General features: G+C 66.1%; 29 protein-coding genes. 23 read left to right on the top strand and 6 right to left on the bottom strand.

Translation table 11 applies throughout. The features are described 5' to 3' along the window. Positions 1-8 precede the first annotated feature (8 nt). The 4 genes from NP825_RS09120 (at position 9) to folP (ending at position 4,586) form a co-directional block, all read left to right on the top strand. Positions 9-905: an oxidoreductase gene (locus tag NP825_RS09120; RefSeq protein WP_257550615.1), complete on the top strand. Its 897-nt coding sequence runs from the start codon at positions 9-11 to the stop codon at positions 903-905. Positions 906-919: 14 nt separating this feature from the next. After that, complete coding sequence (locus NP825_RS09115; protein ID WP_257550613.1) at positions 920-1,942, top strand: DUF2804 domain-containing protein; 1,023 nt, start codon at positions 920-922, stop codon at positions 1,940-1,942. Positions 1,943-2,163: 221 nt separating this feature from the next. Next, on the top strand, positions 2,164-3,303 hold the full coding sequence (locus NP825_RS09110; RefSeq protein ID WP_306998976.1) for a site-specific DNA-methyltransferase: 1,140 nt from the start codon (positions 2,164-2,166) through the stop codon (positions 3,301-3,303). A 152-nt stretch (positions 3,304-3,455) separates the two neighbouring features. Continuing rightward, entirely contained in the window at positions 3,456-4,586 is a 1,131-nt protein-coding gene (gene folP / locus NP825_RS09105; RefSeq protein WP_257550610.1) for a dihydropteroate synthase, read from the top strand. A gap of 94 nt (positions 4,587-4,680) precedes the next feature. Here the strand turns inward: folP and NP825_RS09100 are convergent, their stop codons facing one another. Next, a complete protein-coding gene (locus NP825_RS09100; RefSeq protein WP_257550607.1) occupies positions 4,681-6,114 on the bottom strand; it encodes a sigma-54 dependent transcriptional regulator in 1,434 nt (477 codons plus the stop codon). 233 nt (positions 6,115-6,347) lie between these two features. Here NP825_RS09100 and NP825_RS09095 point away from each other — a divergent pair, with 233 nt between their 5' ends. The 5 genes from NP825_RS09095 to NP825_RS09075 are packed head-to-tail and all read left to right on the top strand — an operon-like array spanning position 6,348 to position 11,016. After that, the gene (locus tag NP825_RS09095; RefSeq protein ID WP_257550605.1) at positions 6,348-6,467 is read left to right on the top strand and encodes an aa3-type cytochrome c oxidase subunit IV; all 120 of its coding nucleotides are present in this window, start codon (positions 6,348-6,350) and stop codon (positions 6,465-6,467) included. Positions 6,468-6,480: 13 nt separating this feature from the next. Continuing rightward, positions 6,481-7,602: an NAD(P) transhydrogenase subunit alpha gene (locus tag NP825_RS09090; protein ID WP_257550603.1), complete on the top strand. Its 1,122-nt coding sequence runs from the start codon at positions 6,481-6,483 to the stop codon at positions 7,600-7,602. 24 nt (positions 7,603-7,626) lie between these two features. Continuing rightward, a complete protein-coding gene (locus NP825_RS09085) occupies positions 7,627-7,908 on the top strand; it encodes a proton-translocating transhydrogenase family protein (protein ID WP_257550601.1) in 282 nt (93 codons plus the stop codon). A 59-nt stretch (positions 7,909-7,967) separates the two neighbouring features. Further along, positions 7,968-9,437, top strand: coding sequence for an NAD(P)(+) transhydrogenase (Re/Si-specific) subunit beta (locus NP825_RS09080; protein WP_257550599.1), 1,470 nt, complete (start codon positions 7,968-7,970; stop codon positions 9,435-9,437). A 13-nt stretch (positions 9,438-9,450) separates the two neighbouring features. Further along, complete coding sequence (locus tag NP825_RS09075) at positions 9,451-11,016, top strand: FAD-binding oxidoreductase (RefSeq protein WP_306998872.1); 1,566 nt, start codon at positions 9,451-9,453, stop codon at positions 11,014-11,016. Here NP825_RS09075 and NP825_RS09070 read toward each other — a convergent pair. From NP825_RS09070 to NP825_RS09060, 3 genes are read right to left on the bottom strand one after another with little or no spacing between them, the layout of a single operon-like run. Then, on the bottom strand, positions 11,006-11,299 hold the full coding sequence (locus NP825_RS09070) for a hypothetical protein (protein ID WP_257550597.1): 294 nt from the start codon (positions 11,297-11,299) through the stop codon (positions 11,006-11,008). The genes NP825_RS09075 and NP825_RS09070 overlap by 11 nt on opposite strands. Next, entirely contained in the window at positions 11,299-12,360 is a 1,062-nt protein-coding gene (locus tag NP825_RS09065; RefSeq protein ID WP_257550595.1) for a hypothetical protein, read from the bottom strand. The genes NP825_RS09070 and NP825_RS09065 overlap by 1 nt, the downstream gene beginning before the upstream one ends. Then, complete coding sequence (locus NP825_RS09060; RefSeq protein ID WP_257550593.1) at positions 12,357-12,764, bottom strand: DUF4383 domain-containing protein; 408 nt, start codon at positions 12,762-12,764, stop codon at positions 12,357-12,359. Before NP825_RS09060 ends, NP825_RS09065 begins: the two co-directional genes overlap by 4 nt. A gap of 146 nt (positions 12,765-12,910) precedes the next feature. On the opposite strand from NP825_RS09060, the gene NP825_RS09055 reads away from it, so the two are divergent. Beyond that, positions 12,911-13,609 carry an aspartate/glutamate racemase family protein gene (locus NP825_RS09055; protein ID WP_257550591.1) on the top strand — a complete coding sequence of 233 codons (699 nt, stop codon included), beginning with the start codon at positions 12,911-12,913 and terminating at the stop codon, positions 13,607-13,609. A gap of 30 nt (positions 13,610-13,639) precedes the next feature. Here NP825_RS09055 and NP825_RS09050 read toward each other — a convergent pair whose 3' ends face one another. Then, on the bottom strand, positions 13,640-14,041 hold the full coding sequence (locus NP825_RS09050; RefSeq protein WP_257550588.1) for a DUF2147 domain-containing protein: 402 nt from the start codon (positions 14,039-14,041) through the stop codon (positions 13,640-13,642). Between the two features lie 111 nt (positions 14,042-14,152). Between NP825_RS09050 and NP825_RS09045 the strand changes: the two genes are divergently transcribed. The 8 genes from NP825_RS09045 to NP825_RS09010 all read left to right on the top strand — a co-directional run bounded on the left by NP825_RS09045 (position 14,153) and on the right by NP825_RS09010 (position 21,920). Next, a complete protein-coding gene (locus NP825_RS09045) occupies positions 14,153-15,370 on the top strand; it encodes a parallel beta-helix domain-containing protein (protein WP_257550586.1) in 1,218 nt (405 codons plus the stop codon). After that, on the top strand, positions 15,367-16,389 hold the full coding sequence (locus NP825_RS09040; protein WP_257550584.1) for an SO2930 family diheme c-type cytochrome: 1,023 nt from the start codon (positions 15,367-15,369) through the stop codon (positions 16,387-16,389). Before NP825_RS09045 ends, NP825_RS09040 begins: the two co-directional genes overlap by 4 nt. A 148-nt stretch (positions 16,390-16,537) precedes the next feature. Further along, on the top strand, positions 16,538-17,170 hold the full coding sequence (maiA, locus tag NP825_RS09035) for a maleylacetoacetate isomerase (protein ID WP_257550582.1): 633 nt from the start codon (positions 16,538-16,540) through the stop codon (positions 17,168-17,170). Further along, positions 17,167-19,227 carry a TonB-dependent receptor gene (locus NP825_RS09030; protein WP_257550580.1) on the top strand — a complete coding sequence of 687 codons (2,061 nt, stop codon included), beginning with the start codon at positions 17,167-17,169 and terminating at the stop codon, positions 19,225-19,227. Before maiA ends, NP825_RS09030 begins: the two co-directional genes overlap by 4 nt. Before the next feature lie 69 nt (positions 19,228-19,296). Next, complete coding sequence (locus NP825_RS09025) at positions 19,297-19,743, top strand: MarR family winged helix-turn-helix transcriptional regulator (protein WP_257550578.1); 447 nt, start codon at positions 19,297-19,299, stop codon at positions 19,741-19,743. After that, positions 19,736-20,017: an HPr-rel-A system PqqD family peptide chaperone gene (locus NP825_RS09020; protein ID WP_257550576.1), complete on the top strand. Its 282-nt coding sequence runs from the start codon at positions 19,736-19,738 to the stop codon at positions 20,015-20,017. The genes NP825_RS09025 and NP825_RS09020 overlap by 8 nt, the downstream gene beginning before the upstream one ends. Beyond that, positions 20,014-20,892, top strand: a complete 879-nt coding sequence (locus tag NP825_RS09015) for an HprK-related kinase A (RefSeq protein ID WP_257550574.1) — start codon at positions 20,014-20,016, stop codon at positions 20,890-20,892. The genes NP825_RS09020 and NP825_RS09015 overlap by 4 nt, the downstream gene beginning before the upstream one ends. Then, entirely contained in the window at positions 20,889-21,920 is a 1,032-nt protein-coding gene (locus NP825_RS09010) for a nucleotidyltransferase family protein (protein WP_257550572.1), read from the top strand. The genes NP825_RS09015 and NP825_RS09010 overlap by 4 nt, the downstream gene beginning before the upstream one ends. A gap of 132 nt (positions 21,921-22,052) precedes the next feature. On the opposite strand, the gene NP825_RS09005 is transcribed toward NP825_RS09010, so the two are convergent. After that, positions 22,053-22,715: an HAD-IA family hydrolase gene (locus NP825_RS09005; RefSeq protein ID WP_257550569.1), complete on the bottom strand. Its 663-nt coding sequence runs from the start codon at positions 22,713-22,715 to the stop codon at positions 22,053-22,055. Between the two features lie 60 nt (positions 22,716-22,775). On the opposite strand from NP825_RS09005, the gene glmU reads away from it, so the two are divergent. Genes glmU through NP825_RS08980 form a run of 5 tightly spaced genes read left to right on the top strand, consistent with a single transcriptional unit; the run spans position 22,776 to position 25,735 of the window. Next, positions 22,776-24,131 carry a bifunctional UDP-N-acetylglucosamine diphosphorylase/glucosamine-1-phosphate N-acetyltransferase GlmU gene (gene glmU / locus NP825_RS09000; RefSeq protein ID WP_257550567.1) on the top strand — a complete coding sequence of 452 codons (1,356 nt, stop codon included), beginning with the start codon at positions 22,776-22,778 and terminating at the stop codon, positions 24,129-24,131. Further along, a complete protein-coding gene (locus NP825_RS08995; RefSeq protein WP_257550563.1) occupies positions 24,128-24,442 on the top strand; it encodes a hypothetical protein in 315 nt (104 codons plus the stop codon). The genes glmU and NP825_RS08995 overlap by 4 nt, the downstream gene beginning before the upstream one ends. Positions 24,443-24,446: 4 nt before the next feature. Continuing rightward, positions 24,447-24,899 (top strand): GNAT family N-acetyltransferase, encoded by a 453-nt coding sequence (locus NP825_RS08990; RefSeq protein ID WP_257550561.1) that lies wholly within the window; start codon positions 24,447-24,449, stop codon positions 24,897-24,899. Between the two features lie 30 nt (positions 24,900-24,929). Next, entirely contained in the window at positions 24,930-25,361 is a 432-nt protein-coding gene (locus tag NP825_RS08985; RefSeq protein ID WP_257550559.1) for a ribbon-helix-helix domain-containing protein, read from the top strand. Then, the gene (locus NP825_RS08980; RefSeq protein WP_257550557.1) at positions 25,358-25,735 is read left to right on the top strand and encodes a type II toxin-antitoxin system VapC family toxin; all 378 of its coding nucleotides are present in this window, start codon (positions 25,358-25,360) and stop codon (positions 25,733-25,735) included. The genes NP825_RS08985 and NP825_RS08980 overlap by 4 nt, the downstream gene beginning before the upstream one ends. Positions 25,736-25,738: the final 3 nt, after the last annotated feature.

Here is a 25,738-nt window from a genome sequence, read left to right as displayed (position 1 = left end):
AGAGGGCGATGCGCAGCGGATTCACGGCCGATGACGTTGCAACCCAGGCCGGACGGCGCTTCCTGATCACCGGTGCCAACGCCGGGATCGGTTTCGAGGCGGCGAAGCTGCTGGCTGCGCGCGGCGCGCATGTCGTGCTCGCCTGCCGCGACGCGGGCCGCGCCGAGGCGGCGATGGACCGCATCCGCGCCGATACGCCTGCCGCCGACCTGTCGTTCCAGCCGCTCGACCTCGCCGATCTCGATCAGGTGAAGGAGGCGGCGAAAACGGTGCTGGCGGGGCCGCGGATCGATGGACTGATCAACAACGCCGGGGTGATGATCCCGCCGCGGACGCTGACCAAGCAGGGGTATGAACTGCAATTCGGGGTCAACCACCTCGGCACCTTCGCCTTCACCGGGCTGGTCCACGGCCATGTCGACGACCGCATCGTCGTCACCGCCAGCCTCGCGCACAAGGGCGGGACGATGGATTACAGCGACCTTGGCGCGCAGCGCAGCTATCATCACTGGCAGCGTTACCAGACGAGCAAGCTCGCGAACCTGCTCTTCATGTTCGAGCTTGACCGGCGGCTGAGCGCCGCGGGCCGCGCGACGCAGGCGATCGGCTGTCATCCGGGCGTCGCGCTGACCGAGCTCACGCGGCACCTGCCGTTCCCGCTGCGCGGCATGACGCCGCTTGCCACGCCTTTCTTCAACAGCGCGGCGCAGGGCGCGTGGCCGACGTTGCAGGCGGCGACCGGCCCGAATGTGCAGGGCGGCGATTATCTGGGGCCGCAAGGACTGGGCGAAATATCGGGGCGGTCGGGCCCGGCGCGCGCCAGCAGCAAGGCGCGCGACCCGAAACCGGCGCGCGAGCTGTGGAACCGCTCGATCGACCTCACCGGCGTCGATCCGGGGCTGTGAAAGGAACGCGGGGGATGGCGCAGCATCTTATGGGCGAGGGCCCGCTGCACGATGCCGCCGGGCATCTGATCGACCCCGGCTATGCGACGCGCGAGGTGCGCCGCTATGATCGCGCGGCGATTGCCGCCGATCCGGCGCGGATCAAGGAATGGGATTATTATTGCGTGCTCGATGCCGATTTCGGGCTCGCATTGACCGTCGCCGACAATGGCTATGTCGGCTTTCTCGGCGTGTCGTGGATGGATTTGCGCGGGCGGAGCTTCGTCAATCACGGCGCGCTGGTCGCGGAGCCGATGGGCGGCATGGCGCTGCCGCCGAGCGCCGATCGCGGTGATATCGTTCAAACGCAGGGCGGGCTCGAACTCGCTTTCCGGCACGAGCCCGGCGGACGGCGGCTGACCGTCCATGCGCCCGATTTCGACGACGGTCGCGGGCTGTCGGGCGAGATCTGGCTCGATCAGCCCGCGATGGACCGGATGGTGATCGCAACGCCCTTCGCCGACGATATGCAGGCCTTTTACTACAACCAGAAGATCAACTGCATGCCAGCGCAGGGGCGTGTGAAGAACGGGTTCGAATCGCATGATTTTGTGCCGGAAACTGGCTTTTCGGTGCTCGACTGGGGGCGCGGCGTCTGGACCTATGACAATGTCTGGTATTGGGGATCGGCGTCGGGGCTGGTCGACGGACGCCCGTTCGGTTTCAACATCGGCTACGGTTTTGGCGACACCTCGGCGGCGAGCGAGAATATGCTGTTCGTCGATGGCCGCGCGCACAAGCTCGATCAGGTGACCTTCCATATGCCCAATGGCGCGCCCGACAGCGCGCCGTGGCGCTTTACGAGTAACGACGGCCGCTTCGAGATGGATTTCGCGCCCGCGGTCAACCGCTGGGCGAAGGTCGATGCCGGGATGGTCCAGACCGAGCAGGATCAGGTCTTCGGCTATTTCTCCGGCCGAGCGATCCTCGACGACGGCACCGCGCTGATCGTCCGCGACCTGCCGGGCTTCGCCGAGAAGGTCTCGAACCGCTGGTAGCCATCGCTGCGCGAAATTTTTTCCGCGAGTGAGTCCCGATCGTCACACCACCAGTGGTTGAGTCCGCGAGTCGCGACAGACTCCATATGTCGTGGCAGACTCCTTTCGTTCTCCTCTCCTTAACCATTTCGACACGCGGAATCCCTAGAGTCCTGGGCTTGACGGCGGACTCCGCCGGACTCATCAAGGCCTTCTTTGCAATGGAAACAGGGGCAAGCGGCATGGGTGTGATGGAACGGGTCAAGGCCCCGGCGGCGAAGCAGCGGACACCGAAGGCGGTTCCGGCCGACCTGCCGCTCGACAGCATCCTGCAGGGCGATTGCATCGATATGATGCGCTCGCTGCCCGCCGCGTCGATCGACATGATCTTCGCCGATCCGCCCTATAATCTGCAACTCGGCGGCGACCTGCATCGCCCAGACGGCAGCCAGGTCGATGCAGTCGACGACGAATGGGACAAGTTCGACAGCCTCGCGACCTATGACCGCTTCACCCATGCGTGGCTGAAGGAAGCGAAACGCATCCTGAAGCCCGGCGGCAGCATCTGGGTCATCGGCAGCTATCACAACATCTTCCGCGTCGGAGCTGCCTTGCAAGATCAAGGTTATTGGATCCTCAACGACATCGTGTGGCGCAAGGCGAACCCGATGCCCAATTTCAAGGGCACGCGTTTCACCAACGCGCACGAGACTTTGATCTGGGCCTCGATGGGCGAGAAGGCGCGCTACACCTTCAACTATCGCGCGATGAAGACGCTCAATGACGAATTGCAGATGCGCAGCGACTGGCTGATCCCGATCTGCGGCGGGCAGGAGCGGCTGAAGAAGGGCGGGCACAAGGTCCACCCGACGCAGAAGCCCGAGGCCTTGCTCTATCGCATCCTGCTCGCCTGCTCGAACCCCGGCGACGTCATTCTTGACCCCTTTTTCGGGACCGGCACGACGGGCGCGGTTGCCAAGCGCCTCGGCCGTCATTTCATCGGCATCGAGCGCGAGGATGATTATATCGCGGCGGCGAAAGAGCGTATCGAAATGGCGCTGCCGCTCGACGAGAGCACGGTGAAGACGATGATGGCGCCGAAAGCCGCGACGCGCGTCGCCTTCGGGACGCTGGTCGAAGGCGGGATGATCGCGCCGGGATCGGTGCTGACCGACGCCAAACGCCGCTGGAAAGCGGTGGTGCGCGTCGACGGCTCGCTCGATTGTGCCGGGCAGGACGCGGGGTCGATCCACAAGGTCGGCGCCGGCGTGCAGGGCGCGCCGAGCTGCAACGGCTGGACCTTCTGGCACATCGACGACGGCAAGCAATTGCGCGTGATCGACGCGGTGCGGCAGGATTGGTTGCTCGCGAACGAGGCATAGGGATATTCGATAGGGTTGAATAAAAGAGCCGTGTGCTCCCGCGAAGGCGGGAGCCCATCTCCGGCCGGTGCAAGAAGGAGCCGACCGGAGATGGGTCCCCGCCTTCGCGGGGACACGCGGCTTTATGTTCGGCGGAAGGGTAAGGAAAACAGATGTTCCAACCTTTGACCAGGCCCGACCTCGGCACGACGTGGGAAGACGCGCGCGTCTACCTCCGCCCGACCTGCTTCGTCGATCGGCCGCACGAACTCGACGACGCCTGCCTGCGCCTTGCTGATACGATGGTCTGGTTCGCGGCGTGGCACGTCAGCCTGCGCGACGACGGCAATGTAAAATCGGCGATCGTTCCGGTGCCCGAGCTCGACGCGTGGATCGCGGCGATGCCCGATCGGCTCGCCGAAGCAGCGACGGCGCAGCGCGCCGCGGTGGCGCGCCCGCGCGGCAATCTCCAGCTCGGCGAGCGCGTCGTGCGGCTGGGCGAGCCGCAGCTCATGGGCATCCTCAACGTCACCCCCGACAGCTTCTCGGACGGCGGCAAGCATGTCGACACTGCGGCGGCGGTCGATGCGGGTTTCGCCATGGCGTCGGCGGGCGCGGCGATCGTCGATGTCGGCGGCGAATCGACCCGCCCCGGCGCGCCGCTGGTCTGGGAAGGCGACGAGATTCAGCGGGTCGAGGGCGTCGTTTCGGCGCTTGCGAAGGGCGGCGTCGCGGTGTCGATCGACACGCGCAAGGCGGCCGTGATGGAGGCGGCGCTCGCGGCCGGCGCGACGATCGTCAACGACATCTCGGCGCTGCGGTATGACGAGCGCGCGATGGAGGTCGTCGCCAGGGCCGGCTGCCCCGTCGTGCTGATGCACGCACCGTCGGTGAAGAGCGATCCGCACGAGGGCGGAACCTATGCGCACCCCGTTTTCGACGTCTACGACCTGCTCGCCGAGCGCGTCGCGGCGTGCAAGGCGGCGGGGATCGATCCCGCGAAGATCATCGTCGATCCGGGCATCGGCTTTGGCAAGGGCGTCGGCGGCAATCTGGCGCTGGTGAATGCGCTGGCGCTGTTCCACACGTTCGGTTGTCCGCTGTTGTTCGGCGCCAGCCGCAAACGGATGATCGGGGCGCTCGATAATGAGGCGCCCGCCGACGCGCGGCTCGGGGGCAGCGTGGCGCTGCATTATCAGGCCGCGACGCAGGGCGCGCAGTTGTTGCGCGTGCATGATGTTGCGGAGACAAGGCAGGCGCTGCGTATGTGGCGTGGACTCAGGGATACGGCACTGACGGCCTGATCTCTTCGTCATCCCGGCGAAGGCCGGGATCTCGCCGGTGCGTGAACTTGCGAGGATGAGATCCCGGCTTTCGCCGGGATGACGATAACGGGGCTCAAGCCGCCGTATCGATCCCCAGATCGCTCAATTTGCGATAGAGCGTCGAGCGGCCGATCCCCAGCCGCCGCGCGACTTCGCTCATGCGGCCGCGGTAGTGGCCGATGGCGAGGCGGATCACATCGGCCTCGATTTCTTCCAGCGGCCGCAGGTTTCCATCGGGCAGATAGAGGGTGATCCCGATCGCTTCGCCGTTGATCGCGACATCGCCTTCGCCCCCCGGCGTGCCGCCGCCGAGCGCGGCTTCGATCGCCTTGAGATCGGCGCTGGTCAGGACGTCGGTCTTGCTCGACGTCGCGGCGCGGAACAGCACGTCCTGCAACTGGCGGACATTGCCCGGCCAGGCATAGGCGGCGAGCAGGCGCAGCGCGTCGTCGGTGACGCCGATCGGCCCCATGCCGGGCAGGCCGCCGATGCGCGCGAGCAGATGGCGCGCGAGCGGGCCGACGTCGCCGCGGCGCTCCGAAAGCGAGGGCAAAGTGAATTGCGCGGTCGACAGCGCGTAGAACAGATCCTCGCGGAAATGTCCCGCCTCGATCAGCTTGTCGAGCGGGCTCGCGCTCGTCGCGATGATGCGGACATCGACGCTCTGGCGGATCGAGCCGCCGATCATCTGGACTTCGCCGCTGTTCAGGAATTCGACGAGCTTTGCCTGCGTTTCCAGCGGGATGCATTCGACATGGTCGATGATGATGCTGCCGCCATCGGCTTGCACCAGTCGCCCAACCTGACGGTCGAAGGCACCGGGAAAGGCGCCGCGTTCGTGGCCGAACAGCCCCGATCCGATCAGCCCCGGCGACACCGCCGAGCAGTCGACCATCACGAGCTGGCCGCGCGCGCGCGGCGATGCGCTGTGGATTGCGCGGGCGAAGACTTCCTTGCCGGTGCCGGGCTTGCCGTTGATCATTACCGGGACGCGGGCACGCGCGGCCTTGGCGGCGATGGCGAGGGCGCTGCGGAAATTGGGGCTCGACCCGATAATCTCCTCGAACGCCAGCGGGGCGCGCAGTTTCTCGGTGAGCGGGCGAAGTTCGCCCTGCGGGCCGTTCGGCGCGACGATGCGGTCGAGCGCGCCGAGCAGCCGGTCGGGGGCGATCGGCTTTTGCACGAAATCGCTCGCGCCTGCGCGCATCGAGGCGACCGCGATCTCGACCCCGTTGCGCATCGTGATGACGATCAGCGGCAGCGCGGGGCGCCAGCGGCGCAGTTCGGCGACGAATTCGGCGATCGGCATTCCCGGCGTGCCCTGATCGACGAGCACTGCATCGAGCGCCATACCCTCCTGCGTGCCGAGCTTGGCGAGCGCGGTATCGGTATCGCCCGCGACGACGCTGCGCCAGCCGCCGCGCGAGACCAAGGCCGACAGGAAGCGCTGCTGGGCAGGCTCGCTATCGACGATCATCACCATTCGCGTGTCGCGCGCATTCGCCATCGTTCTGATTCTGCCCCCTTTTGGCGACATTTGCCATGCCGGATTCCGCGTTCGCGTCCAGATGTAGCCGCAAGGGGTAAAAGGGGCATTAAGGCCGTTCGGCTTTTGCCGCGCTCCGATTTGGGCAAAGCGCCCTTGAGCATCGCGGGCCGCGTGGCTAAGACCGGCGCGATATTCCGATTCTGGGCGCGCGGGCGCGTGCTTTTCGGGCAGAAAGGCAAAGGGGACAGGTCATGGCAGAGCAGGAAATGAAAGCGGCGAACGAAACCTATGCGGGTTTCCTGAGCCTGTTCAAGGTCGGCGCAATCGCGAGTGCGGTCGTGGCGATCATCGTCGTCCTTCTGATCTCCTGACCGGCCCTCCGGCATGCGCATCGCCGTATTGAAGGAGCTCGCCCCCGGCGAGACCCGCGTCGCCGCGACTCCCGAAACCGTGAAGAAATTCATTGGGCTGGGTGCCGAACTTGCCGTCGAAAAGGGAGCGGGGGAGCAGGCGTCGATCGCAGACGCTGACTATGTCGCCGCAGGGGCCTCCGTTGGCAGCCGCGCCGAGGTGCTGAAGGGCGCGAATATCATCCTCGCCATTCAGGGGCCCAATCCCAAGGACCTTAAGGGTTTCGCGGACGGCGCCTGGCTCGCTGCGGGGCTCAACCCCTTCGGCGAGCGGGCGCGCGTCGACGACTATGCCAAGCTCGGGATCGAAGCGCTGGCGATGGAATTCATGCCGCGCATCACGCGCGCGCAGTCGATGGACATCCTCTCCAGCCAGTCGAACCTTGCGGGCTACAAGGCGGTGCTGATGGCGGCGAACGCCTATGGGCGCGCTTTTCCGATGATGATGACCGCAGCGGGCACCGTCAGCGCCGCCAAGGCCTTCGTCATGGGGGTCGGCGTCGCGGGTCTGCAGGCGATCGCGACCGCGCGCCGCCTCGGCGCGCAGGTCAGCGCGACCGACGTGCGCGCGGCGACCAAGGAACAGATCCTCTCGCTCGGCGCCAAGCCGATCTTCGTCGAGACGGTCGCGGGGATCGAGGGTGAAGGCACGGGCGGCTATGCCACCGAAATGTCCGACGAATATAAGGCGGCGCAGGCCGAACTCGTCTCGTCGCATATCGCCAAGCAGGATATCGTCATCACCACCGCGCTGATCCCGGGGCGCCCCGCGCCACGGCTGATCTCCGACGCGCAGCTTGCGACGATGCGCAGCGGCAGCGTGATCGTCGACATGGCGGCCGAAAGCGGCGGCAATGTCGAAGGATCGGTGTCGGGCGAAGCGAAGAAGATTCACGGCGTCACCGTGATCGGCGCGAAGAATATCGCCGCGCTGATGCCCGCCGACACCAGCGCATTGTTCAGCCGCAACCTCTTCAACTTCCTCTCGGCCTTCTGGGACAAGGAGCAGGGCAAGCCCGTGCTCGACGAGGAAATCGGCAATGCGGTGCGCCTGACGCAGGGCGGCAAGGTGGTCAACGAACGGCTGCTCGCCTGACCGGCGGCTAGCGGGAGATACGCAATGGACTTCATTTCCATCTTTTCGATTTTTCTTCTGGCCTGTTTCGTCGGCTATTTCGTCGTCTGGTCGGTGACCCCGGCGCTGCACACGCCGCTGATGAGCGTGACCAACGCGATTTCGTCGGTGATTATCGTCGGCGCGCTGATCGCCAGTGCCGCCGCGGGTTCGGCGTCGTCGAAATGGCTCGGCCTCGCCGCGGTGGTGATGGCGAGCATCAACATCTTCGGCGGCTTCGCGGTCACCGAGCGCATGCTCGCGATGTACAAGAAGAAAGAGCGCTGAGGCGCTGCGATCCATGGAATTGACGGGCTGTCGACGGATGGCCCGACGGGGGAATTAGCATGCACGAAGTAGCACCGATCAATCCCTGGGTGGCACTGGCCTATCTGGCCTCGGGCATCCTCTTCATCCTCGCGCTGCGCGGGCTTTCGAGTCCCGCCTCGTCGCGTCGCGGCAACCGTTACGGCATGATCGGCATGACCATCGCGGTGGTGACGACGCTGATCACCCATGCGCCGTGGAAGAGCGGCGATGCCGCGAACAGCTATGTCGGCATCGATGCCGTCGCGATGGCCGAGATATTGGGCGCGATCGCGATCGGCGCGATCATCGGCATCGTCATGGCACGGCGGATCGCGATGACCGCGATGCCGCAGCTTGTCGCGGCGTTCCACAGCCTCGTCGGCCTTGCCGCGGTCGCGGTGGCGGCGGCAGCCTATCTCAACCCCGGCGCGTTCCACATCGCCGATGCCGCCGGGCAGATCTTCACCGTCAGCCGCGTCGAAATGGGCCTCGGCATCGCGATCGGTGCGATCACCTTCTCGGGGAGCGTGATCGCGTTCCTCAAGCTCAACGGCAATATGTCGGGTGCGCCGATCATGCTGCCCGGTCGCCACATCATCAATCTCGCCACGCTCGCCGCGATCCTCGGGCTGATCGGCTATTTCCTGACCGACCAGTCGCCGGCGGTGTTCTGGACGATCACAGCCTTGAGCTTCCTGATCGGCTTCCTCTTGATCATCCCGATCGGCGGCGCCGACATGCCGGTCGTCGTGTCGATGCTGAACAGCTATTCGGGCTGGGCGGCGGCGGCGATGGGTTTCACCCTCGGCAACACCGCGATGATCATCACCGGTGCGCTCGTCGGCTCGTCGGGTGCGATCCTGTCTTATATCATGTGCCGCGCGATGAACCGCAGCTTCATCAGCGTGATCGCGGGCGGCTTCGGCGCCGATGCGGCGGCCTCGGGCGGCGGGGCGAAGGAACAGCGTCCGTGGAAGCCGGGCAGCGCCGACGACGCCGCCTTCCTGATGAGCCAGGCCGAGAATGTCATCATCGTCCCCGGATACGGCATGGCGGTGGCACAGGCGCAGCACGCGCTGCGCGAAATGGCCGACGTGCTGAAGAAGGAAGGCGTCAACGTCAAATATGCGATCCACCCGGTCGCGGGGCGTATGCCGGGCCATATGAACGTGCTGCTCGCCGAGGCGAACGTCCCCTATGACGAGGTGTTCGAGCTTGAGGATATCAACGGCGAGTTCGCGCAGGCCGACGTCGCTTTCGTTATCGGCGCCAACGACGTGACCAACCCGGCGGCGAAGACCGACAAGACGTCGCCGATTTACGGCATGCCGGTGCTCGACGTCGAAAAGGCGAAGACGGTGCTGTTCGTGAAGCGCTCGATGGGCGGGGTCGGCTATGCCGGCGTCGACAACGACGTCTTCTACATGGACAATACGATGATGCTGCTCGGCGACGCCAAGAAGATGGCCGACGATATCGTCAAGGCACTCAACGGCGGCGGGCACTAGGGGCCGCGGCGGGGTGGTCAAAAAGCGCTGGGTCGTCGGCGGCGTCGCCGCGGCCTCGGCGACCGGCGCGGCGATCTGGGCCGCGCCGCTGGCCGCCGATCCCGACGGCGTCAAGGACTGCGGGCCTGATGTCGCGAAGCTCGCTTTCGACAAGGCACAGGCCGATGCCGCCGCAGAGCCCGACTGGGTGCAGGCGGGCGGCACGATCAACGATGAAAGCTGCCTCAACCGCACCGCGATCCGCGGCATCGTCGCCCCGGCGACCGAAGCGCAGCTTGCCGACGCACTCGCCTATGCGCGCGCGAACAAGCTGCCGGTGACCGCGGCGGGCGCGAAGCACAGCATGGGCGGGCAAGCCTTCGCCAAGGGCGGTGTCGTCGTCGACATGCGGCGGATGAATGCGGTTCAGCTCGATCGCGAAGCGCAAACGATCACCGTCGGCGCGGGTGCGCGCTGGCACGATATCCAGAATAAGATCCATCCCGAATTTGCGATCAAGGCGATGCAGTCGACCGACGTCTTCACCGTCGGTGGGTCAATCGCGGTCAACGCGCACGGCATGGACCACCGCGCCGGGGCGATGATGGGATCGATCCGCGCGCTGCGCGTGATGCTCGCCGACGGGCGCGTCGTCACCGCCTCGCGCACGGAAAATCCCGATCTCTTCCGCCATGTCGTCGGCGGTTACGGCCTGTTCGGGATCGTCACCGAGGCGACGCTCGACGTCGTTCCGAACGACATCTACCAATCGAGCCGCGCGGTGATCGCGACGAAGGATTTCCCGAAGACCTTCGCGGCGCTCGAAGCCGATCCCAAGGTCGGGCTGACCTACACCCATCTATCGACCGCGCCGGGCAATCTGCTCGAGGAGGCGCTCGTCTACAGCTATTCCAACGTGCCCGACGAGGCGGGTCTGGAGCGCACACCCTTGGCGGAGGTCGGCGCGGTCAAGCTGCGCCGGCTGACGGTCAATATGTCGAAGCGCGCCGACTGGCTCAAGTCGCTCAAATGGTGGACCGAGAAAAATGTCGAGCATCGTATCGAAAGCTGCACCGTGACGCGGGCACAGGCGATGCAGGACGGCGAAGCGTGCCTCGTGTCGCGCAACGACCCGATGCATGACTCGGTACCCTATCTCTATAACAAGCTGCGCGACGAGACCGACATCCTCCACGAATATTTCGTGCCGCGCGCGGCGCTGCTGCCGTTCGTCGCCGAGCTGCGCGGGGTGTTCAAGCGGCACAGGACCAATCTGCTCAACGCCTCGATCCGCGCAGTCGAAAAGGAAGAGAATGCGCTGAGCTACGCCCCCGAACGGGCGTTTTCGGTCGTTCTCTATATCAACCAGCCGGCCGATGCTGCGGGGAATGCGGAGATGGATCGGCTGACCCGCGAGTTGATCGACCTGACCGCGAAGCATGGCGGGCGCTTCTTTCTGCCCTATCAGCTTCATTATTCGGGCGAGCAGCTTCGGCGAGCCTATCCCGAGTTCGATGCGTTCGTTGCCGAGAAGAGGAAATGGGACCCGGAGGAGCTGTTCCGGAATAGTTGGTATGATCGTTACGCGCCTAGCGCGTAGCAACCGGAAAACAGGCCGCGGCGATCCGGCCCTCGATCACCAGCGGCGCCCCGTTCCGGTAGAGCCGCCACACGAACCCCCGATCGTCGGTCGCGACCGCTATCACCGCATTCTTGCGCACCGCGACGACGCGCCCGCCGGCATCGGCGATCGTGCGCAGTGCCTTGCCCGTGTCGCCGACCACCGCAACCTGCCGCCCCGACGGGCCGACGAAGGGCAGGGCGAGCATGATCGCTGCCCAGGCAAGCAGGGCAAGGACGGCGCCGATCAGCGTGCGTTTCATCAGTAATCGTAGATATGTTCGAGGGTCGCGCCCTCGGCGGGGAGCGCGGCGAGCCGAGCCGATAGCGCGGGCACCTTGACCAGATAGCCGCGCCGTTCCCAGCCCGGCCGGTCGCCGAGCGCCATCGTCAGCAGCGGCTTGCCCGCCGGCTTCGACGCGGGCGCGAGCACGGTGAGGAAGATATCGTCATTGCCCGCGATCTCGCGGAAGGTGATGCCCGCAGCGGCGATCTTCTGCGCGAGGTCGGTGAACTGGGCATAGCGCGGCGCGTCGACGATGGTGCCTTGCGCGCCGGACGAAATGACCTTCAGCCGCGGGTCGATCGCCGCGACCTGTTCGGGAGTCGCGTCCAGCACCAGCCGCATCCGCACCGCGTCGGCGCCGAGTGCGGTGCCGCTCGCCCAGCCGATGAGCTTTGCATAGCCCGTCTTCACCCCATATTCGAGGCTGAGCGCGACGCGCCGCTCGACCCCGCGCACCCCGCCGAAATCGGTGCGCCAGAGGCCGGTGAACGCCTGCCCGAAGGGAAAGCGATACCAGGGCGTTTCGTGCATGAAGGCGCCATAGCGCTGCTGCACCCCCGCCGCGTACCGATCCTCGGCGCTGCGATGGCCGCCGATCCATTCGAAGAGGCGGCCGACCGTGTTTTCCCATGCCGCCTTCACCGCCATTTCGGCGCTGAAGCTGATCCCGATCGTATAGAGCATCACTTTCGCATCGCCCGCATCGCCGGGATCGGCGGCACGATTGAGCGCGCAATAGCTCGACCAGAAGCTGCCGATATCGCGAAAATAGCGATAGCTGCTTGGCGGCTTGTCCTGAAGATGGCGGCCAAGGCTCTCGGCCGAATAGACGATGTGCCATTCGGGATAGGTCAGCAGCGTGCGCGCCTCGGGCCGCCGGTCGGCCGCGTTCGCGAGCAGCGGCCGGTAAGGTGCGGCGGCCTGCACCGATGGCCCGCAGCCGAGTTCGATGTAGAGGATCGGCCAGAGGATCAGTGCGAAGATCAGCAGCGCCAGCGCGTAGCGCTTTTTGAAGCGACGCTTCTTCCGCTCGGTCACGCGGTCTTCCGCGCCATCGCATAGCCGACATACGCCGCCCAGCCGCCGAGAATCAGGTGCGGCAGATTGGCGAAGAAGCGGGTGATGAGCGGCAGATCGATGGGGCCATAGAGAAAGATGCCGCCGTCGAGATAGCCCATGCCGGTGATGAGCCCGAGCACCCCGTCGAGGAAATAGAGCGGGCCGAAGACCCGGAAATATTGTTCGGCGGCGCGGCGCGAATGCCAGGCGGCGATCCCGCCCCACAGGCCCGAGGCGAGGTGGAGCGCGTCGTCATAGAGATCGAGCTTGAACAGGCCGAAAAGATTGCCGTCGGCATCCTCGAACGCAGGGACATAGCCGACGATCACCACCGCGACGAGCGCGGCGAAATAGATCCAGCCCCATCTGCGTATCGGGTCCATCGCTTGGCTCCTCCTTCCGCGCGGCGCACGCCGTCCGCCCTTCGTCCCAGATGAACGATATTCGGCGCGGCGGGTCAAGCTGCGCCTCGACCGGGCGGCAACTTGCCGGTAAGGCAGGCAAAAATTCGAACCAGGGAAATGATCATATGCGCAAAATCGGCCTGATCGGCGGCATGAGCTGGGCCTCGACCGAGCTTTATTACCGTCATCTCAACAAGGGGGTGCAGAAGCGGATCGGGACGTCGTGCTCGGCGCCGATCCTGCTCGAAAGCCTCAACTATTGCGAACTTTCGCGCCTTTCGACCCCCGAGCAATGGGACCATGCGAAAGAGGTGCTGATCGCATCGGCGAAGCGGCTGGAGGATGCGGGCGCGACCGCGCTGATGATCGCGGCCAATTCGATGCACAAGGTCGCAGAGGATGTCGCGGCGGCGATCTCTATCCCGCTGCTCCACATCGTCGACGAGACGGGCGAGAAGATGAAGGCCGACGGGATCAGGTCGGCGGCGGTGATCGGCACCCGCAACGTGATGGCCGAACCCTGGTTCCGCCAGCGCCTCGTCCGCCACGGATTGACCCTCGCGCCCTATGACGCCTCGCGCGCCGAGGTGATCGACGATATCATCTATGACCAGCTCATGCAGGGCAAGGTGACCGAAGACGCGCGCCGCACGATGCGGACCTTCATCACCGACATCGCCAAGCAGGATGTGCAGGCGCTGGTGCTCGCCTGCACCGAACTGGTGATGCTGGTCGATCCGGACGCCAATGTCCTGCCGATCTACGACACGACGCGCATCCATGTTGCGGCGGGGGTGGACTGGATATTGGGGGATGCACCCTAACGGTTCCCCTCCCGCAGGCGGGAGGGGGAACTAGCTCACCCGCGTCCAGGTCACGGTGCGGCAGAAGACCGCGACGCAGCCCTTCATCGTGAGCTTGTTGCCGGCGACGCGCAGGTGCGCCTTGTAATAGCGGCCGTCCTCCGGACTATAGCCCTGACCGCGCCAGCCGTCGTCGGTGGGTACGAGATCCCAATAGATTTGCAGCCCGGTCACCGCGCGGCCGCGCTTCGCCTTGTCGGGGTTGCGCTCGTCGAGTTGGCCGCCCGCCGGCTGCTTGATCAGCAGGCGCTCGATCCGCCCGCACATCTTCGCGCCGCACGGCGCCATCGCGACGATGGCTTTCCCGTCGTCGGTCTTCCAGCGCCCACCGACCGACGCGGGCGCGGCGGCTACGGACGGAACGGCGACCAGGGCGCCAAGCGCCCATATCATTCTTTGAACCACTGCGACCTCTCCCCGGCTTATTAGCTACAGCCATGTCAGCAACCTGCTTGGCATCCGTCAAGTCTTGCCGCATGATCCCCCCAAACAAGGGAGAGACCTATGCGATTCCACGGCTTTTGCCACGCGGCGACGCTTGCCCTCGTCGCGGCTTTCATCGCCAGCCCGGCGGCGGCCAAGACGATCAGCGTCAGCGCCGATACGCCCGACGCCAATGAAAAGCTGCAGGAGGCGCTGATCCTCGCCGAGCCCGGCGACACGGTCGAACTCGGCGCAGGGGTATGGAAGCTGACCGACGGCCTGTCGCTCGACGTCGACAATGTCACCGTGCGCGGCGCGGGAACCAAGGACGGCGCGGGGTCGATCCTCGACTTTTCGGGTCAGCAGGGGGCGGGCGAGGGGCTGCTCGTCACCTCCGACGATGTTTTCCTCACCAATTTCGCGGTGCTCAACACGCGCGGCGATGGGATCAAGTCGAAGGGCGCCGACCGCATCGTCTATCACGAGCTTCGCGTCGAATGGACCGCCGGGCCGAAGGCGACCAACGGCGCTTATGGCGTCTATCCGGTCGAGAGCAGCGACGTGCTGATCGACAGCGTCTATGTCCGCGGCGCGTCCGACGCGGGCATCTATGTCGGCCAGTCGAGGAATATCGTCGTCCGCGATTCGATCGCGACCGAGAATGTCGCGGGGATCGAGATCGAAAACAGCTTCGACGCCGACGTCCACGACAATATCGCAACGAAGAATACCGGCGGCATATTGGTGTTCGACCTGCCGAACCTGCCGCAGCAGGGCGGGCACAATGTCCGGGTGTTCGAGAATATCGTCAATGACAACAGCACGCCGAATTTCGCGCCGAAGGGCAATATCGTCGCGAGCGTGCCGACCGGCACCGGGGTGCTGGTGATGGCGAACACCCATGTCGAGATATTCGGCAACGCTTTCGACCAGAACGGCACCGCCAATGTGATGATCGTCGGCTATCGCTACGATCAGAAGGACCCCAAATATCAGCCGCTGCCGAAAGCGATCGTCGTGCGCGACAATCAGCACGGCAAGGCGGGCTATGCCCCCGCCTTCGCTGGCGGTGCCGAGATCGCGGCGGCGCTGGGCGGCGCGATTCCGCCGATCCTGTGGGACGGCGCGGGCGACGCGGTGGTGCTCGACAAGGTCGGGGTGCTGTCGCTGGGCCTGCCCGACGTGACGACGCCGCAGAGCGAAGCGAAGCCGGTGCCCGCCGACCTGTCGAAGGGCACGCCGCCCGCGCCGCTCCCCGGCATCACGCTGCCCGAAGCCATGGAGGCGAAAGTCCGGTGAAACGCGCGGTCGCGGCGCTGGTGGCGGCGCTGCTTTGCGCGAGCGGCGCGAGCGGCGGGGCGCCGCCGCATGTCGATCAGGCGCTGATTGACGGCGACGCGATGCCGCCGAAGCTGTCGGCATTCGGGCTGTTCGCCGCGAACGATCCCGCGCGGCCGGTCGCAAGCTTCGCCTATACGCTGGAGACGCCGCTGTTCAGCGACTATGCCGAAAAGCATCGCTTCGTCTCGATCCCCGCGGGGCAGAAGGCGAAGGTGCGCGCGGACGGGACGATCGATTTTCCGGTCGGCACCGTCATCGTCAAGAGCTTCGGCTGGCCCGACTGGAACGGCGGGCGCCCGGTCGAGACGCGGCTTTTGATCCACCGCGCCAAGGGCTGGGTCGCGCTCCCCTATATCTGGGACGCCGACGGCAAGGACGCCTCGCTCGCCATCGCCGGGCGCCGCGTGCCGGTGACGTTCAAAAGCCCCGACGGCGAAATGCACAGCATCCAGTACGGCGTGCCCAACCGCAACCAGTGCAAGGAATGCCACAATCTGGCGGGAACGATCGAGCCGATCGGACCCAAGGCGCGCAACCTCGTGCTGCCGACGGCGATGAACGCGGATGCGAAGCGGCTCTATTTCGATAATCCCGAGGCGTTGAAGCCGGTCATGCCGCGCTGGGACGACCCGACGAGCGGCACGGTGCAGGATCGCGCCCGCGCCTATCTGGAGGCGAATTGCGCGCATTGCCACAACCCGCAAGGGAGCGCGTCGAACAGCGGCCTGTTCCTGCGCTGGAACGACCCGGTCGGGGTCAATTACGGTATCGGCAAGCGCCCCACGGCGGCGGGGCGCGGCAGCGGCGGGATGGACTTCGCGATTGCGCCGGGCAACCCCGATCACAGCTTCCTCATCTATCGCCTCGAAAGCCTCGACCCCGGGATCGCGATGCCCGAACTGGGACGCTCGACGGTGCACAAGGAGGGCGCGGCGCTGCTGCGGGAATGGATATCGGAGATGCCGAAAGGGGAGTGAGAGCAGGCGATCGGGCTTGAATGATATGGACCCAGCCCATATTCGTCATCCCGGCGAAGGCCGGGATCTCATCGTCGAGACCTGACGCGCCGTCGAGATCCCGGCCTTCGCCGGGATGACGCAACAAGCGGATGGTGCGCCGAACCTTATGACCTCTCTCGTCCTCCACGATTATTTCCGCTCCTCGGCCAGCTACCGCGTCCGCATCGCGCTGAACCTGAAAGGCCTCGCCTATGAGCGCGTCGAGGTCAGCCTGATCGCGGGCGAGCAGAAGAGCGACGAATATCTGGCGCAGAATGCGCAGGGCTTCGTGCCGATGCTGGTCGCCGATGGCGAGACGATCATCCAGAGCCTTGCGATCATCGACTGGCTCGACCGCGCGTTTCCCGAGCCGCGGCTGATCCCCGACGAAGCGATGCCGCGCGCGGTCGCGCTCGCGCAGGCCTATGTCGTCGCGTGCGACATCCATCCGCTCAACAATCTGCGCATCCTCAAATATCTGACCCGCGATCTGGGGCTGAACGAGCAGACCAAGGACCGCTGGATTCACGAATGGATATTGCAGGGCTTCGACGCGCTCGAAGCGATGGCGGGCGAAGGCAGATATCTCGGCGGAGATGCACCGGGGATCGCCGACTGCTGCCTCGTGCCGCAGATGTACAATGCGCGGCGTTTCGAAGTGCCGATAGATCATTATCCGCGCCTGATCGAGATCGACGCGGCGTGCATGGAGTTGGAGGCATTTCAACGCGCGCATCCCGATGCGGTGAAAGCGGCGTGATCCGCTTTCTGATCGGAGTCGCCGCGCTGGCGCTGCCGGCGACGGCGATGGCGCAGGACGTGGTGACCGATCAGACCGAGGATGATGTCACCTATTGCTGTATCCAATGGGCACCGGTGCCGCCGCAGGTGATCATCGTGAACGGAAGCGGTGCGCTCAGCCCGTCCGACAGCGACATTGTCCAGGCCGCGAGCCTGATTTCGAATCTCGACCTCGGCCTCGGCGCCCGCATCGAAAATCGTCTCCGCGACGAAGCGGGGATCGTCCAGTTCCGCCGCTCGGACGGGCGCACCGCGCATCCGACGAGCCAGGGGGTGACCTTGCGCGGGCTCGGCGGCAATGCGTCGAGCCGCGCGCTGGTCACGCTCGACGGGGTGCCGCAGGCCGATCCCTTTGGCGGCTGGGTCGCCTGGTCGGCCTATGACGCGATCAACCTCGGCGGCATCATCGTCACGCGCGGCGGCGGCAGCGGGGTCGACGGACCCGGCGCGCTTGCGGGGACGATCGGCCTCTATTCGACGATGACCGACGGCGCCGAAGCGAGCGCCGCCTATGGTAGCCGCGACAGCCTCGACTTTTCGGCCAGCGCGGGCGGCAATCTCGGCAATGGGCAGGTGGCAATTGACGGCCGCTACAGCCGCGGCGACGGCTTCGTTCCGATCGTGAAAGGCCAGCGCGGCGCGGTCGATCGCGCCGCGCCCTACGAGCAGGGCGGGCTCGGTATCCGCCTGCGCTTCGACGCCGGCGACGACAGCCGGATCGAGGCGAGCCTGCGCGGTTTTTCGGACCGTCGCGACCGCGGCACCGATTACACGACGAGCAAGTTCGACGGGATCGATGCCAGCCTGCGTTTCGTCCACGATCCGTGGGGTGCGACGCAATGGCTTGCGCTCGTCTATCTCCAGCTTCGCGATTTCGACAGCGGCTTCGCGAGCGTCGCGGCGGGGCGGAACAGCGTCGCGCCCGCGCTCTTCCAAAGCGTTCCCGCGACCGGGATCGGCGCGCGCGTCGAGGTACGGCCCGCGATCGGCGATGCCAATCCGCTCCGCGTCGGCGTCGACTGGCGCCGCACCACCGGCCGCACCGAAGAGGATTATTTCTTTTCCGGCACCACCCCGGGCCGCCACCGCATCGCCGGGGGCAGCAGCGACACGGTCGGCGCGTTCGCCGAATGGAGTTCGGGCGACGCAGGCGATGGCCTGCTCTGGACCCTCGGGGGCCGGATCGACCGCTGGTGGCTCGGCACCGGCTATCGGCTCGAACGCAATATCGGTGGATCGCTGATCACCGACCTCGATTTTCCGGCGCGAACCGGCTGGGAAGGGAGCGGCCGCGCGGGCGTGCGCTGGACCTCGGGCGGCTTCGCGCTGCGCGCCGCGGCCTATCGCGGCTGGCGTCTGCCGACCCTCAACGAACTCTATCGCCCGTTCCGGGTAGGCGCCGATACGACCACCGCGAACGAATTGCTCAAGCCCGAACGTTTGTGGGGCGGCGAGGTCGGCGCGGACTGGAGCCGTGACGGCACCAAGCTGTCGGTGACTTTTTTCGCCAACCGGCTCGAAAATGCGATCGCCAATGTGACGCTCGCGCCGAATTTCAGCCAGCGGCAGAATCTGGGTGCGATCGACAGCAAGGGGATCGAATTCGCCGCCGACCAGCAGCTCGGCCCGGTGGCGCTGCGCGCGACCTGGGCCTTTACCGATGCGAAGGTCGACGCCGCGGGCGCCGCGGCAAGTCTCGATGGCCGCCGCCCGGCGCAGATCGCCAAGAACAGCGGCAGCGTGTCGCTGCGATCGACCGCGAGCGGCCCGTTCGGCGGTTTTGCGACCTTGCGTTATATCGGCAAGCAGAATGAGGACGATCTCGGGCTTCAGGTGCTGGACGACGCGCTGACGCTCGATGCGGGCCTGTCGTGGCGCGTCACCGATGCGGTCAGCATCGAGGCGCGGGGCGAGAATCTGACCAACACCCTCGTGCCCGCGGCGATCTCGTCGGCGGGTATCGTCGAGCGTGCGACGCCGCGCACGCTCTGGATCGGCGCGCGGCTCGGCTTCTGAAGGCTTCACAGCGCGAAATCAGGCGATAGGATGGAGCGCACCGGGACCAGCGTTGGGGATTTTGAAGGCATGGCCGCGAAAAAGCTGAATCTCGACAATTTCCTGCCTTACCGTCTGTCGATCGCGTCGAACACGCTGTCGAGCCGGATTGCCGCCGAATATCAGAACCGCTTCGGGCTCAAGATTCCCGAATGGCGGCTGATGGCGGTGCTCGGCGAAGGCAAGCCCAAGACGCAGCGCGAACTCGTCGCCGCGACGCGGATGGACAAGGTGACGGTCAACCGCGCGGCCAAGGCGCTCGCCGACCGCCATCTCATCGCGCGCCAGGCGCACGAGGCCGACGGGCGCTCGCACCATCTGGAACTGACCGACACCGGCCGCTCGCTCTACGACGCCATCGTGCCCGCCGCGCTCGCCAGCGAGGCGCAACTCGAATCGAACCTCAGCGGCAGCGAGCGCGCGACGCTGATGGCGATCCTGGCGAAGCTGACCGCGGCCGCCGAAGACTATGGCTGACCGCGTCTATCGCGCGGCGCCGCCGGAAACTCTGCGCATCGAGGCGCTCGGCGACCTGACCGTGCTGTTCGACCGCCGATCGATGCAGACGCATCTGATGACCCAGCCGATGCCCGAGATATTGGCCGTGATGGCCGGCGACCCCTGCAATGCGGCGACGGTCGCCGAGCGGCTGGCAGCGCGCTTCGACCTGGGCGGCGACGGCGATCCGACGCCGCTCCTTGCCGAGCGGCTGGCCGAACTCGCGGCGATGGGGCTGGTGGCGGAGGCGTGAGGCACAGCACGCGCATCGCGGTCGGCCCGGTCCAGTTTCGCATCGGCAGCGACTGGCGCGCGCCGGTCGCGGCGCTCGGCCGGCTCTATGCGAGCTATCCGCAGGACGACGCGCGGCCTGCCGATGCGACGGTGCGGCTGTTTGCGGCGCGCCCGTGGCGGCGCTGGCTGCGTCCCTCGGTGCAGATCGGCGGCGATTTCACCGTGCCCGACGCGCTTCCGCTACCACTGTCGATGGGACTGCTCGCCGCCGAAATGGGGATGAATTTGCAGGTCGCGCTCGGCTGGCGGCGGCATCTGCTGCTCCACGCGAGCGCGGTCGCGCGCGACGGGCGCGCCGTGATCATGTCGGGCGAGTCGGGGTCGGGCAAATCGACGCTGGCGGCGCTGCTCGGCGAAAGCGGGGATGGGGGCGACTGGCGGCTGATGGGCGACGAGTTCACGCTGATCGACCCGGCAGGCGGCGACGCGCTGGCGTTCCCGCGCGCGGTCAGCCTCAAGAATGCGGCGATCGCCGAGGTGGCGGCGCGGGTCGATGCCGCGCGGCTCGGCCCGCTGCTCGCGGGAACGCCGAAGGGCGACATCCGCCATCTGATTCCGCGCCCCGACGCCATCGCGGCGATGCACGAGCCCGCTCGCCCGGCGCTGCTGCTTTTCCCGCGCTTCGGGGGAGAGGGCGCGATCGAGCCGATGGGCGAGGGCGAGGCCTTCGTCCGCCTGACCGAAGCCTCGACCAACTATGTCGCGCTCGGCGAAGCGGGCTTTGCGGCGCTGACGCGGCTGGTGCGCGAGACCCCGGCGTTCGGCATTTCCTACCCCGACAGCGCGACCGGCATGGCGCTGGTCGAGCAGCTTTTCGCCGAGGCCGTCCGATGAGCGCGGCCCGCGCCCTCGTCGATCTGCTCGCCGGGCGGCGCGATGCGGGGGCGCTGGCGCCACGCGAATGGGACGGCGTGATCTCGGTCGCGCGGGCGGAGGCGATGCTGGCGACGCTCGCGCATCGTTTGGACGGCGCGAATCTGCCGCCCACCGTCGCCGCGCTGTTCGCCGATCAGCGCGCGGCGGCGGCGGTCGCGCAGGCGCAATCCTTGTGGGAAGCCGAAATGGCGCGCCGCGCGCTTGCGAGCGAGCGGATCGAGTTCGTGCTGCTCAAGGGCACCGCCTATGCCGCCGCGGGCCTGTCCTGCGCCGAGGGGCGGCAGATCGGCGACCTCGACATCCTCGTCCTCGTCGGCGACATCGGCCGCGCCGAAAATGAACTGCTCGAGGCGGGGTGGGAGTGGGTCAAGTCGGACCCCTATGACGACGCCTATTACCGCGAGCATATGCACGAGCTGCCGCCGCTGATCCACAAGGCGCGCGACCGCATGATCGACGTGCATCACACGATTTTGCCGCGCACCCACCGGGTCACTCCCGATCCGCTGGTCCTGATGGCGGAGGCCGTCGAAACGCCGACGGGCTTTCGCGTCCTCAGTCCGCCCGCGATGGCGTGCCACTGTGCCGCACACCTTCTGGCCGACGGCGATTTGCAGGGGGGGCTGCGCAACCTGTGGGATTTCCACCGGCTGGTGACCGATTTTCTGACGGAAGATCCCGATTTCCAGTTGAGCCTGATCGAAGAGGCCTCGACCCACGGTCTGGTAGATGTGGTGAAGCGCGCGCTACGCCTGTCCCATCGACTCTACGGTACGCCGCTGAAATCCTATGCGTCACCGTTGAAGCTGGATCATCACCGTGAACCGTTCGATGATTTCTTCATCCGCCGCCTGCTTGCGCGCGACGACTGGGGGCGGTCCAGGAATTTCCTCCTCCAACAGGCCTTCTACATCCGCTCGCACTGGCTGCGGATGCCGCCGCTGATGTTGTCGCGGCATTTGTGGACCAAGTGGCGGAAACGCTGAAAGCGAATCTCGACAAGCAAGGTCATTGCGAGGAGCCGAAGGCAACGCGGCAATCCAGAGCCCGCGTAAACCGCTCTGGATTGCTTCGCTTCGCTCGCAATGACGGAGTGGATCAATCTAAAGTCATTTGCCCTAAAGCCCCGCGAGCAGCGGCACTAGCTCGTCATAATGGTCGATGACATGATCGGCGCCGAAGGCCTCGGCGGGTCTGTCGAGGAACCCGAAGCCGACGAGAATGCTGGTCACCCCGGCATTTTTCGCCGCCATGACGTCAAAGATGCTGTCGCCGACGAAGGCGGTGCGGCCGCCGCCGCTTTGCTCGATCATCGCGAGGATCGGCTCGGGGGCGGGCTTGCGGACCGGCAGCGTGTCGCCGCCGACGATCGCGGTCATGCGGTTCGCAAGCCCCAGTTCCCCGAGCAGCTTTCGCGCCATTCCCTCGGCCTTGTTGGTCGCGACCGCTGTGCGGACGCCGAGCGCATCGAGCCGGTCGAGCGCGGCGGTCAGGCCCGGAAAAGGCCGGCTGTGCACGGCGATATGCGCTTCATAATAGCGCAGCAGATCGGGATAGAGGCACTCGACGGCGCCGTCCTCCGCCCCGCCGGTCGCAAGAAGCCCCTGTTCGAGCATATGTTTCGCGCCGAGCCCGATCATCGGCCGCACCTCGGCCTCGCTCAGCGGTGCGCGGTCGATCAGCGACAGCGCATGGTTCACGGCGGCGGTCAGGTCGGCGGCGGTATCGACGAGGGTGCCGTCGAGGTCGAAGCCGACGACGCGGAAAGGGAAATCGCTCATATCGGTCCGCATGGCGCGATGTGCTGGAATCCGCAATGATTTGCTGGCATGGCGCGCGACATGACCAAGCAGATCGCCGCCATCATCCTCGCCGCGGGCAAGGGCACCCGCATGAAGTCCGACCTCCACAAGGTGCTGCACCCGATCGCCGGCCGGCCGATGCTGCTCCACCTGATGGCGAGCGTCGATGCGCTGACTCCTGCGAAGAAGGTCGTCGTCGTCGGCGACAAGGCCGACCAGATCGAGGCCGCGCTGGCGGGCAGCGCCGCGCTTGCAGTACAGGAGCCGCAACTCGGCACCGGTCATGCCGTGCAGCAGGCCGAGAGCGCGCTTGCGGGTTTCGACGGCGATGTGCTGATCCTCTATGGCGACGTGCCTTTCGTTCCGGCCGCGACGATGCAGGCGATGATCGAACGGCTCGGCGCCCCCGATGCCCCCGCGGTCGTCGTGCTCGCGTTCGAGCCCGCCGATCCGCTGCAATATGGCCGCGTAATCACCGAAGGTGATCGCGTCGTGAAGATGGTCGAACACAAGGATGCGACCGAGGCCGAGCGCGCGGTGCGGCTGTGCAATTCGGGGCTGATGGCGGCGAAGGCGCGCGACCTGTTCGCGCTGCTCGCGCGCGTGACCGACGATAATGCGGCGAAGGAATATTATCTCGTCGATATCGTCAACATCGCCAACGCCGACGGCCGGTCTTGCGCGGTCGTCAAGACCGACCCCGACGACGTCGCCGGCATCAACAGCCGCGCCGAACTCGCGGCTGCCGAAGCGCAGTGGCAGGCGTTCAAGCGCGAGGAAGCGATGGCGGGCGGCGCCTCGCTGCGCGCGCCCGATACCGTCTGGTTCTCGTGGGATACCGAACTCGGCCGCGACGTGACGATCGAGCCCAACGTCTTCTTCGGCCCCGGCGTGACGGTCGCCGACAGGGTGACGATCCGCGCCAACTGCCATATCGAAGGCGCGGCGATCGGCGAAGGCTGCGAGGTCGGTCCCTTCGCGCGCCTCCGCCCCGGCACCGTGCTGGGCGAGAAAGCGAAGATCGGCAATTTCGTCGAGACCAAGAAAGCCGTGCTCGGCAAGGGCGCCAAGGCCAACCACCTCACTTATCTGGGCGACGTCAGCGTCGGCGCGGGGGCGAATATCGGCGCGGGGACGATTACCTGCAACTACGACGGCTATTTCAAATATAGGACCGAGATCGGCGACAATGCCTTCATCGGGTCGAACAGCGCGCTCGTCGCGCCGGTGAAGATCGGTCGCGACGCGATCGTCGGCGCGGGCAGCACGGTAACCGCCGACGTGATGGACGGCGAGCTTCGCCTCGTCCGCGCCGAGCAGTCGGTGAAACCCGGCTGGGCCGACCGCTTCCACGACGCGATGCGCAAGAAGAAGGCGGCGGAGGCGAAGAAATGAGCGACCGCTACGACGACAAGCCTTTCCTGCGCTATGTCGATGCCTGGGTGCTGAACGCGATCGGCCATCTCGACGAGCCGACGCGCGCCTATTGCGTGGCGATGGAGCCGACGCTGCGCCAGAGCCTGGGGCAGACCGGAAGCTGGACCGAGATCGTCGCGAAGCAGATGAAGTTCCCGCCCGAATTGCCCGCGCAGATCCGCAGGATCTGGGAAGAGGGCAAGCTGCGGTTCGAGGCCGGTAACGGTCGCCCCGCCGACCCTGCGCAATTCGCGATGACCTTCGTCGACCGCAATTTCGGGCGCGTCTGAGATGGTGACCGTCAGGTCTGTCCAGCGCGCCGACTACGACCGCTGGCTGCCGCTATGGGACGGCTACAACGCCTTTTACGGCCGCATCGGCGCGGCTGCGCTGGCGCCCGAAATCACCGCCGCGACATGGGAGCGCTTCTTCGATCCCTATGAGCCGATGTTCGCGCTCGTCGCCGAGCAGGGCGACGCGCTTCTTGGCCTGACGCATTATCTGTTCCACCGCAGCACCACGGCGTTACTGCCGTCGCTCTATTTGCAGGACCTGTTCACCACCGTCGATGCGCGCGGAAAGGGCGTCGGCCGCGCGCTGATCGAGGCGGTCTATGCCGCGGCACGCGGGCAGGGGCTGTCGCGCGTCTATTGGCAGACGCACGAGACGAACGCGACCGCGATGAAACTCTATGATCGGATCGCCGAAAAGCCGGGCTTTCTCGTTTATCGGAAGCTCTTCGATTGACATGATATCATGATATGATATCGGTATATCATGACTCGCATTCTCGCCGACCTTCCCGATGAGGACATCAAGTGGCTCGACCAGCTCGCCGCCGAGCAGGGCAAGTCGCGCGCGTCGATCCTGCGCGAGGCGGTGGCATCCTATCGTGCGGAAGCGCCCAATGACTGGCTGGAGGTCGGGTTCGGGGCGTGGAAGGATCGCACCGATATCGGCGATGCGGTCGAATGGCAGCGGCGCGAACGCGCTTCCTGGACGCGGCCCTGGGACTCCGATTATGAGGAGGTTCGCGCCGAATTTCCCGACCTGTTCGACGAACAGGACGACCGCGAGCATGAAATCCATAAAGCCTGGGCGGCCGAGCATGGGATTGAATTGGGCCAAGCCTATCCCGAACTTGCCGTAGCGAGGGAGACGTCCGGCAAGGCCAGTGCGAACCCGAAGAAGAAAAAAGCGGGCAAGTGAGCGGTTTCACCTTCGACAGCAATATATTGATCGATGTGCTGCGCGGCTTTCCCCAACCGCGCAGCGAAATCGAGCGCGCCCTTCAGCGCGGACGCCTGTGGGTCAGCCGAATGGTATGGATCGATGTCATGTCCAAGGGCCAAGGGGAGGGGCTGCGCCGCGCCCAGATATTGCTGTCCGGTTTTGGCATCGATGAAGTCGATGAGGAAATTGCCGGGCGTGCGGCGGCCTTGCGCCGCGACCGGCCCGGACTGAAATCGCCCGACGCCATCATCCTTGCCACCGCCCAGTCGCGCGGGCGCGTGCTCGTTACCCGAAATACAAAGGATTTCCCGGCGTCGATGCCGGGCATCCGTGTCCCCTATACGCTCTAGAAG

It is taken from the genome of Sphingopyxis sp. DBS4, from assembly GCF_024628865.1.
In the GTDB taxonomy this organism is placed as follows: domain Bacteria; phylum Pseudomonadota; class Alphaproteobacteria; order Sphingomonadales; family Sphingomonadaceae; genus Sphingopyxis.
The sequence above is the reverse complement of the archived record's forward strand: the minus strand, read 5'-3'. Positions and strand labels throughout refer to the sequence as shown.